The sequence below is a fragment of the Oerskovia sp. NPDC057915 genome (assembly GCF_042887685.1).
In the GTDB taxonomy this organism is placed as follows: Bacteria; Actinomycetota; Actinomycetes; order Actinomycetales; family Cellulomonadaceae; genus Oerskovia.
Genome location: NZ_JBHVOS010000030.1, coordinates 47,587 through 57,000 on the forward strand (window position 1 = coordinate 47,587; position 9,414 = coordinate 57,000).

General features: G+C 72.6%; 9 protein-coding genes. 8 read left to right on the forward strand and 1 reads right to left on the reverse strand.

Annotation, left to right across the window (positions count from 1 at the left end):
- Positions 1-3 precede the first annotated feature (3 nt).
- Genes ACFVQ3_RS17360 through ACFVQ3_RS17370 form a run of 3 tightly spaced genes read left to right on the forward strand, consistent with a single transcriptional unit; the run spans position 4 to position 3,918 of the window.
- Positions 4-1,116, forward strand: a complete 1,113-nt coding sequence (locus tag ACFVQ3_RS17360; RefSeq protein WP_387641688.1) for an ABC transporter permease — start codon at positions 4-6, stop codon at positions 1,114-1,116.
- Between the two features lies 1 nt (position 1,117).
- Positions 1,118-2,167, forward strand: coding sequence for an ABC transporter permease (locus ACFVQ3_RS17365; protein ID WP_387641690.1), 1,050 nt, complete (start codon positions 1,118-1,120; stop codon positions 2,165-2,167).
- A gap of 17 nt (positions 2,168-2,184) precedes the next feature.
- A complete protein-coding gene (locus tag ACFVQ3_RS17370; RefSeq protein WP_387641714.1) occupies positions 2,185-3,918 on the forward strand; it encodes a dipeptide ABC transporter ATP-binding protein in 1,734 nt (577 codons plus the stop codon).
- A gap of 175 nt (positions 3,919-4,093) precedes the next feature.
- Here ACFVQ3_RS17370 and ACFVQ3_RS17375 read toward each other — a convergent pair whose 3' ends face one another.
- Positions 4,094-4,927 carry a CPBP family intramembrane glutamic endopeptidase gene (locus tag ACFVQ3_RS17375; protein ID WP_387641694.1) on the reverse strand — a complete coding sequence of 278 codons (834 nt, stop codon included), beginning with the start codon at positions 4,925-4,927 and terminating at the stop codon, positions 4,094-4,096.
- Positions 4,928-5,133: 206 nt separating this feature from the next.
- Here ACFVQ3_RS17375 and ACFVQ3_RS17380 point away from each other — a divergent pair, with 206 nt between their 5' ends.
- The 5 genes from ACFVQ3_RS17380 (at position 5,134) to ACFVQ3_RS17400 (ending at position 9,355) form a co-directional block, all read left to right on the forward strand.
- The gene (locus tag ACFVQ3_RS17380) at positions 5,134-6,264 is read left to right on the forward strand and encodes a hypothetical protein (protein ID WP_387641697.1); all 1,131 of its coding nucleotides are present in this window, start codon (positions 5,134-5,136) and stop codon (positions 6,262-6,264) included.
- 194 nt (positions 6,265-6,458) lie between these two features.
- Positions 6,459-7,196, forward strand: coding sequence for a hypothetical protein (locus ACFVQ3_RS17385; RefSeq protein ID WP_387641699.1), 738 nt, complete (start codon positions 6,459-6,461; stop codon positions 7,194-7,196).
- On the forward strand, positions 7,189-7,494 hold the full coding sequence (locus ACFVQ3_RS17390; protein WP_387641701.1) for a transcriptional regulator: 306 nt from the start codon (positions 7,189-7,191) through the stop codon (positions 7,492-7,494). Before ACFVQ3_RS17385 ends, ACFVQ3_RS17390 begins: the two co-directional genes overlap by 8 nt.
- A 95-nt stretch (positions 7,495-7,589) precedes the next feature.
- Positions 7,590-8,558 carry an ABC transporter ATP-binding protein gene (locus ACFVQ3_RS17395; RefSeq protein ID WP_387641716.1) on the forward strand — a complete coding sequence of 323 codons (969 nt, stop codon included), beginning with the start codon at positions 7,590-7,592 and terminating at the stop codon, positions 8,556-8,558.
- Complete coding sequence (locus ACFVQ3_RS17400) at positions 8,555-9,355, forward strand: ABC transporter permease (protein ID WP_387641703.1); 801 nt, start codon at positions 8,555-8,557, stop codon at positions 9,353-9,355. The genes ACFVQ3_RS17395 and ACFVQ3_RS17400 overlap by 4 nt, the downstream gene beginning before the upstream one ends.
- Positions 9,356-9,414: the final 59 nt, after the last annotated feature.

Here is a 9,414-nt window from a genome sequence, read left to right on the forward strand (position 1 = left end):
GACATGACCACGACGACCGACCAGGTGACCACGGCCGACCCGCCGGGCACCGGGAACTCCCGCTCCACACCCCCGCGGAAGAAGACGTCAGGAGGTGGTGGGCTGGGACGGTACGTCCTGGTCCGCTTCCTCCTCATCATCCCGACCGTCTTCATCCTCGTGACGACCGTGTTCGTCGTCATGCGCTCGACCGGCGACCCCATCACGGCGGCGCTCGGTGGGCGCCTGCGAGCGGACCAGCTGGCCGAGCGCATCCACGAGGCCGGCTACGACCGGCCGATCATCGTCCAGTACCTCGAGTACCTGGGCGGGATCGTGCGCGGCGACTTCGGCACCACGATCAGCGACAACCGCCCGGTGTCCGAGGTCCTCGCGACCTACGGTGCCGCGACGCTCGAGCTCGCCGTCTACGCCCTGATCATCGCGTTCCTGGTCGGCGTGCCCCTCGGGCTCCTCGCGGCGCACCACCGCGACCGGATCCCCGACGCGTTCCTGCGGGTCTTCGCGATCCTCTGCTACGCGACACCCGTGTTCTTCGCGGGCCTCCTGCTCAAGCTGATCTTCTCCGTCGGTCTCGGATGGTTCCCCGTCGCGGGGCGTGCGTCCACGGGGGCCGAGCTGCAGATGATGGCCCTGCCCGACCCGTCGGGCTTCTACGTCGTCGACGCGATCCGCACGGGCGACCCCGCGGTCCTGGGCGACGTGCTGATGCACGCGGTCCTGCCGGGCGTCGCCCTGGGCCTGCTGACGGCCGGGGTGTTCCTGCGGCTCGTGCGCACCAACGTGATCGGGACCCTCGCGACCGACTACGTCGACGCGGCCCGCTCGCGCGGCGTCTCCGAGCACCGGCTGGTGCGCACGCACGCGTGGCGCCCGGCCCTCATCCCGATCATCACGGTCATGGGCATGCAGATCGCGATGCTCCTGGCCGGGGCGGTCCTGACCGAGACGACGTTCGAATGGAAGGGTCTCGGATTCATGCTCGCGCAGTACCTCCAGGCCCGGGACTTCGTCGCGGTCCAGGGGATCGTCGTCCTGCTGGCCGTGATCGTCGCGGTCACGAACTTCCTCGTGGACGTCCTCGCGGCGCTCATCGACCCGAGGGTGAGGTACTGACATGGCACGCCGACTCTCCTGGGGCCGTCTGCCCGTGGTCCATCAGCTCCGTCAGAGCGTGGGTCTCCAGCGCGGCATGCTCGTCGCGGGCCTGGTCGTCACGGCGCTCTTCCTGCTCACGGCGCTCGCCGCGCCGTGGCTCGCGCCGTACGGGTTCAGCCAGCTGCGCAGCGGCGACGTGCTGTTCGGGGCGCAGCAGCCGCCCTCGGCCGAGCACCTGCTGGGTACGACCGTGGGCGGGTACGACGTCCTGTCCCGCGTGATCTGGGGGGCGCGCACCGCGGCCCTCGTGATCGTGGTCGCCATCGCGGCGTCGATCGTGATCGGCGTCCTGCTGGGTCTCGTCTCGGGGTACTTCGGGGGCTGGCTCGACCGCGTGCTCGTGGTCGTGTGCGACGCGGTCTACGCGTTCCCGTCGCTGCTCCTCGCGATCCTGCTCGCGATCGTCATCAGCGGCGGGCAGTCGGACCTGTGGGGCGGCATCCTCGCGGCTGCGTTCTCGATCACCGTGGTCTTCATCCCGCAGTACTTCCGCGTGATCCGCGCGGAGACGGTGCGGATCAAGGCCGAGGCGTTCATCGACTCGGCGCGCGTCATCGGGACGCCGCACCGGCGCATCATGGGGCGGCACGTGCTGCGCAACGCGACGCGCACGCTCCCGCTCATCGTGACGCTCAACGCGTCGGAGGCGATCCTCACGCTCGCGGGGCTCGGCTTCCTGGGCTTCGGCATCGAGCCGACCGCCGCGGCCGAGTGGGGCTACGACCTCAACAAGTCGTTGTCCGACGTCACGAGCGGCATCTGGTGGACCGCGCTGTTCCCGGGGCTCGCGATCGTGCTCGCGGTCCTGGGCATCACGCTCGTGGGCGAGAGCCTCAACGACCTGGCCGACCCGCGCCTGCGCAGCCGCCGGGCGGCCGCGGTCGGGGCGGGCGAGGTCGCGGAGACGTCGGTCGTGCCGGGCGGCACGCTCGCGGCGGGACCCGCGGGGCTGGGCGGGCTGGAAGGTTCGGGGACGCTGGGCGACGAGGGAATCGAGGTGCGCCCGTGAGCGCGCAGCAGGACGCGGTGCCGGGCTCGGCACCGGCACAGGCTTCACGCCCGACGGCGTCGCGCACCTCGGGCGCGGTCGTCACCGTCCGGGACCTCACGGTCTCGTTCGCGACCGACGCGGGACCGATCCTCGCCGTCGACGGGGTGGACCTCGAGGTCGCCCCCGGCGAGGTGCTCGCGGTCGTGGGGGAGAGCGGCAGCGGGAAGACCGTGACCGCCAAGACGATCCTCGGCCTGCTGCCGGAGACCGCGACGGCGAGAGGCGCCGTCGTGCTGGCGAACAAGGCGGGGACGAGCGAGTCCGACGTGGTCTCCCTCAGCCGGTCCCAGCTGCGGGCCGTGCGCGGCACGGACGTCGCGATGGTCTTCCAGGAGCCGTCGGCCGCGCTCAACCCGGTCTTCACCGTGGGGTGGCAGATCGTCGAGGGGCTGCGCGCGCACCGGCGCGTGCGGCGCGCGGAAGGTCGCACGCAGGCGATCGACGTCCTGCGCCGGGTCGGCATCCCCGACCCCGAGACGGCCGTGGACAAGTACCCGCACCAGTTCTCGGGCGGCCAGAAGCAGCGCGTCGTCATCGCGATGGCGCTCGCGCTCGACCCCGGGCTGATCGTCGCCGACGAGCCGACGACCGCGCTCGACGTGACCGTGCAGGCCGAGATCCTCGACCTGCTGCGGCGGTGCCGCGACGAGTTCGGGACCGCGATCGTGCTCATCACGCACAACATGGGCGTGGTCGCGGACCTCGCGGACCGCGTGGCCGTGATGTACCAGGGCAAGGTCGTCGAGCAGGCGGACGTCCGGTCGCTGTTCGAGAACCCGCAGGCCGGGTACACGCGCTCGCTCCTGGAGGCCGTTCCGCGGGTCGGCGGGGGCGTCGTCAACGCGGCCGCACGGGTCGAGGCACGTGCTGACGGCTGGGCCGAGGGTGCGCCCGTGGTCGTCGCCGAGGGGCTGCGGATCGAGTACCCGGGCCGCTTCCGCAAGCCCGCGTTCGTGGCCGTCGACGGCGTGGACCTGTCGATCCGGCCGGGCGAGGTGCTGGGGCTCGTGGGCGAGTCGGGGTCGGGCAAGACGACCATCGGCCGGGCCATCGGCGGGCTCACGCCCGTGACGGGCGGGTCGCTGTCGGTGCTGGGCGTCGAGATGCGGGGTGCACGCGAGCGCGACGTGCGGCCCGTGCGGCCGCGCATCGGGTTCGTGTTCCAGGACCCTGCGTCGAGCTTCAACCCGCTGCTCACGATCGCCGAGTGCGTGGCCGAGCCGCTCGTGGTGCATGGGCGCGCGGCCGACGCGGGCGACGCGCGCGGCCGGGTCGACGAGCTGCTCGAGTCGGTCCAGCTCCCGCGCTCGTACGGGGACCGGTACCCGCACGAGCTGAGCGGCGGGCAGCGTCAGCGTGCGAGCCTCGCCCGGGCCCTCGCGCTCGACCCGGAGCTCCTGGTCGCGGACGAGCCCACGTCGGCGCTCGACGTGTCCGTCCAGGCGCGCGTGCTCGACCTGTTCGCCGAGCTCCAGCGCGACCTCGGGTTCGCGTGCCTGTTCATCAGCCACGACCTCGCGGTCGTGGACCTGCTCGCCGACCGGATCGCGGTGCTCTACCGGGGTCGGCTCGTCGAGGAGGGCACGTCGGCCGAGGTGCTGGGCGCGCCGCAGCACGTGTACACCAAGCAGCTCCTGGCGTCGCTGCCCGTCCCGGACCCGGTGCTCCAGGCGGAACGCCGGGAGGAGCTGAGGGCGCTGCGGGTCTGACGGGACGGCCCGGTCCGCTGAGTGCGGAGCAGTTGCTGCCGAACGGCGGTTCTGGCGACAACTGCTCCGCACTCACGGTTCTGGCGACAACTGCTCCGCACTCAACGGTGTGGCGGTGGCGGTGGCGGTGACGGCGCCGGTGACCGGGGCCGGGGCCGGGGCCGGGCGTCGGCGGTCAGCCGACGCCCAGCGCCTCCAGCCACTCGCGCGGCAGCAGGGCGTAGCCCACGAACGCCACGACGTCGAGGATCGTGTGGGCGATCACGAGCGGCACGACGCGGTTCCGCCCCCACCTGCTCGTGTAGAACCACGAGAAGACGACGCCCATGACCACGTTCCCGACGAACGGGCCGATGCCCTGGTACAGGTGGTACGAGCCGCGAAGCAGGGAGCTCCACACGACGAACTTCACGCGGCCCCAGCCGAGGTCCTTGGTGCGCTCGAACAGGTAGGAGACCGCGACGACCTCCTCGAGCAGGCCGTTCTGGAGGGCCGCGAGGATCAGGATCGGCACGGTCCACCAGTAGTCGGCGAGGTTGGCGGGGTTGACCTCGACCGTGATCCCCAGGGCACGCCCCGCGACGTACAGCCCCAGGCCCGGGATGCCGATGACCGCGGCGAGCGCGAACCCCCACCCGGTGTCGCGCCACGGGCGGCTGCCGTCGAGCCCGATGGCTCGCGTGACCGACCGGCCGCGCGCCGAGAGCAGGTAGAGCGCGAGCGCGACCGGGATGAGCGCGAAGCCGATGCTGAGGATCTGATAGGTCAGGTCGAGGTACGGGCGGGGCGACTGGGAGTTGTTGAGGCTCGTGCTCTGCTCGGCGAGCGGGGTGCCTTCGGTCAGGCGCGCGACGATGTTGACGATCGCGTACACGCCCGACCGGCCGAGGCTCAGGCCCAGCAGGATCCAGATCTCGGCCCCGATCCTGCGTCGCGTCTCGGGGTGGTCGGCCGTCGTCGGGGCCCAGCGCGAGTGCTTCCCGCCCTCGGCCCGGCCGGCCGTCGCCACGGCGGCTCCTGATGCACCGGGCGCTCGGGGTGCGCCGGACGATGCTGGCTCGGCCTCGGAGCCGGAGGGAGTGCCGGGAGGAGTGGTCACCTGGCCGTTATAGCACCCGCTGCGGGGGAGTGCTGTGCGGTCTTCACACAATCCTCGTCGGTTGGTCAACAGGCGTCCTGGGGGCGTGCAGACGGGTTTCCTACGCTGGGAGGACCGTGACTTCGAACAGACCCCCTTCCATCAGCCCGACCGCCCGAGACACCCCTGCGCAGGGTGCGACCGACGACGACCTCGACGAGAAGCCGCCAGGCCTCTCCGTCACGCAGGTCGTCGCGAGCGCGCTCGCTGCCGTGAGCTCGACGGTCCTGCTGTCGTACCTGGGTGTCGCCGGGACGATCATCGGTGCGGGTGTGGCGTCGGTCCTGACGGTCGTCGGGAACAACCTGTACACGCGCTCGATCCTCAAGACGCGGCGCCAGATGAAGGCCGCGATGAAGGCGGGCGTGGTGCTGCCGGTGGGGAAGAACGGCCGCAAGGTCCTGCTGCCGACGCTCGCGGGGTCGGCCTCGGCGAGCGGCGAGGACTCCGGGGACACCACGGAGACCACCGCGGTGCTGCCCGCGGCCGGCACGGGCGGGCAGGCTGCGGACACCGCGGTCCTCTCGGCCGAGGACGTGGGCGGCACGCGCCTCGACGACCTGCGCACCGCAGCCGTGGACGGGCCCGACGACGGCACGGCCGGTCCCGCGAGCGGCGGCGCCTCGGGCGGGGCGGTGGACGGCGACGGCACGGACGGAGACGCTGCGGAGGGCGACGGCACGACGTCCCGTCGTCCGAGCCGCAAGACGTTGATCCTCTCGGCCGTCGGTGTCTTCCTGGTGCTCATCGTGGGCGTGACGCTCGTCGAGGTCGTCGCCGGGCGACCGCTGAGCGAGATCCTGCGCGGCGAGGAGGGGTCGGGCACGTCGATCAGCCACGTCGTGTCCCGTCAGCCCGCGACGACCGGGGACACGGGAGACACGACCGGCGGCACGACGACCGACACCCCGGCCACGGGCACGACGCCCAGCCCGGCGCCGAGCGAGGTCCCGACCCCGGCGCCGACCGATCCGCCGACCACGGTCCCCGAGCCCGAGCCGACCACGCCGGTCACCCCTGACCCGAACCCGACGCCGGGTTCCGGCGGGGACGGCGGTGGCGCGGGCGGAACCGGTGGCTCGGGTGCGGGCTCGGGCTCGGGAGGTACCGACCTCGAGCAGCTGCCCGGCACGGGGACGGGCAGCGGGGGCGGTGCGGGGGCCGAGGGCGTCCCGGGGACCGGGACCTCGGGATCCGCGACGTCCTGACACGCAGCAGGTCGGCACCTTCCGGCGCCGAGAAGTGAGCAGGTGCCCCTGATCCACGCGGATCAGGGGCATCTGCTCGTTCTCGGTGCAGGAGCCTCCACCCGGGACCCCTTGCGCGCGCCCCCTTCCTCCTGGCAGGCTACAAAGTAGTTTGCAACACAAACCACGATCGTCGTGGTGGAGGAGGAGCCCCTGTGCCGGACCAGACGCCCGACCTGCCCGCCGGACCCGCCCAGGGGCCCGACGACGACCGGCCGCTCGACCCCGCCGCGAGCCTGCGCCTCATCGCGGCCCAGCAGGAGAAGGCCAAGGACGTCGAACCCGACGGCCGGGTCCTCTACGGCGTCTGGGGACTGGCCTGGCTCCTGGGCTACACGACGCTCTACCTGAGCTCGCTGCGCTCGGCCGCCCCTCCCGCCACGGCGACCCTGGAGATCGGGTCGAGCGCCGCCGTCGGGCAGCCGGAGCCCTGGGCCTTCCTCGCGTTCACGTTCCTCATCGTCGGGGCCGTGGCGATCACGATCGTGCACATCATGACCCGCACGAGCGGGCTCCGCGGCACGAGCGCCCGGTCGGGTGCGCTGTACGGCTGGGCCTGGTTCATCTCGTTCGCGGCCATGAGCATGGTGCTCGGCGGGCTCGCCCGGGCGGACGCGAGCCCCGAGATCATGGCCCTCGCGAGCAACTCGCTGTCGTGCCTGGTCGTGGGGATCATGTACCTCGCGGGCGGCGCCATGTGGCAGGAGAGCCGCCTGTACGTCCTGGGCGTGTGGATCCTGATCGTCGCCGGGGCCGCGACGATCGTGGGCCTGCCCGGCCTCTACCTCGTCATGGCGGTCGCGGGTGGAGGTGGCTTCCTCCTCATGGCGTTCGTCGAGCAGGTGCTGCGCCTGCGGACCCGTCGCCGGATCGCGGGAGGTGCCCGTGCCTGACGTCGAGCTCGACCCGGTCATCCACGCCCAGGCGCGGCTGCGCGTCGTCGCGACGCTCTCGGCGCTCGGCGCAGGCGACCAGATCACGTTCCCCAGGCTCCAGAAGCTCCTCGACATGACCGCGGGCAACCTCTCGACGCACCTGCGCAAGCTCGAGGACGCCGAGTACGTGACCGTCACCAAGACGCACGAGGGCCGCACCCCGGCCACCTACATCAGCCTCACCCCTCGCGGGCGCCGTGCCTTCGAGGTCTACACCGAGTCCCTGAGCATGCTCCTGAGAGGAGCCGGATCGTGACCAGCCAGCACTCAGCCGTCAGTCGGGGGCGCGCGGCCGCCGCGACACGAGGAGGCCCCGCCGTACCGCACGGGTCGCTCGTGTCCGTGCAGCACGTGACCCGCCGCTTCGGCGAGGTCGTCGCGCTCGACGACGTGACCCTCGAGGTCGGGGCCGGTGAGCTCGTCGGGCTCCTGGGCCCCAACGGCGCAGGGAAGTCGACGCTGCTCTCGCTCGTGAGCGGGCAGCGCAAGCCCGACACGGGCGTCGTCCGCCTCTTCGGCGGCGACCCGCGCGACGCCTCGTCCCGGCAGGGCCTCGGCCTCACACCGCAGGAGACCGGCCTGCCCGCGACCCTCAAGGTGCGCGAGGTCGTCGACTTCGTCGGCAAGCACTACGCGAACCCCGTGCCCACGGGCGAGCTGCTCGAGCAGTTCGGGCTGTCCGACCTCGCCGGGCGCCAGACCGGGGCCATGTCCGGCGGGCAGAAGCGACGCCTCGCGGTCGCGCTCTCGCTCGTCGGGCGCCCGCGGGTCGTGCTGCTCGACGAGCCCACGACCGGGCTCGACGTGAGCGCGCGCCAGGCGTTGTGGGCCGCGATCCGCGAGTACCACGCGGGTGGTGGGACCGTGCTCCTCACGAGCCACTACCTCGAGGAGGTGCAGGTGCTCGCGCAGCGCGTCGTGGTGATCGACCAGGGCGTCGTCAAGGCCGACGACACGCTCGACGCGATCCTGCGCCGCGTCGGGCTGCGGCGCGTGGTCGTGCGCAGCACCGCGGACCTGGGGTCCGACCTGCCGGGCGTGGTGCGCTCCGAGCGTGCGGCCGACAGCGACGCGGGGGCGTCCGGCACCTGGCGCTACGAGCTGTTCACGGCCGACGCCGACGAGCTGGTCCGCACGCTCGTGACGTCGGGCCTGCCGTTCCACGGGCTCGAGATCCGGGGCGCGAGCCTCGAGGAGGCCTTCGAGCAGATGGTCTCGCGGACCGCGACCACCGACCACGGCGACGCGGAACCCCCGACGGGGGCGACGTCGTCGGGCACCCCGGGCCAGCAGGCCTCCGAGGAGGAGAGCGCGCGATGAGCACCCACGCAACCACCACGACCCCCGGCGTGAGCGGGCGCCCGCCCAGCGCCGCGACCCTCACCTGGATCCACCTCAAGTACCAGTTCCTCGAGACCGTGCGCGTGCCCATCGCGGTCCTCGGGAACCTGCTGTTCCCCGCGCTCGCGATGTTCTTCTTCGTCGTGCCGCAGAAGGAGGTCGCGGGCGATCCCGTCGCGGCGACGACGGCCGTCGCGTCGCTCGGACTCTTCGCGATCTGCTCCGCGAGCCTGTTCACCTACGGGCTGGGTGTCGCGGAGGACCGGGCGCTGCCGTTCGACCCGTTCCTGCGCTCGCTGCCCGCAGGTCCCGCGCCGCGCATGATCGCGCGCATCCTCAACGGCGGGATCTTCTCGCTGTTCGGGCTCGTGCCGCTCATCCTCATCGGGTGGCTGCTGACCGCGGCCTCCGTGACGTGGCCGCAGCTGCTCGCCGGCGTCGGGACGGCACTGCTCGTGTCGGTGCCGTTCGTGCTGCTGGGCATCGCGATCGGGTACTCGCTCTCGGCCAAGGCCGCGCTGCCGGTGGTGCAGGTCATCCTGTTCCCGCTCGCGTTCGCGGGCGGGCTGTTCCTGCCGCCGTTCCTGTTCCCGCCGTGGCTCGACGCGATCTCGATGGCCACCCCGACGCGCGCCGGTCGTGACCTGCTGGTCCAGGCGCTCACGGGCGAGCCGGCGTACGGGCTCGCGTGGGTCGTGCTGCTGGGGTGGACCGTGGTGTTCGCGGTCCTGGCGGTGTGGGCGTACCGTCGCGACGAGGGCCGCCGCTTCAAGTAGCTGGTTCCCCTCCTCTCGGTGCCGAGCATGCGGTTTGGGGGGGGCCAGCCCAGGGAGTC

Bases quoted from the DNA above. Each gene is read 5' to 3' on its own strand.
- ACFVQ3_RS17360 (WP_387641688.1), top strand. From the start codon at position 4: ATGACCACGACGACCGACCAGGTGACCACGGCCGACCCGCCGGGCACC.
- ACFVQ3_RS17365 (WP_387641690.1), top strand. From the start codon at position 1,118: ATGGCACGCCGACTCTCCTGGGGCCGTCTGCCCGTGGTCCATCAGCTC.
- ACFVQ3_RS17400 (WP_387641703.1), top strand. From the start codon at position 8,555: ATGAGCACCCACGCAACCACCACGACCCCCGGCGTGAGCGGGCGCCCG.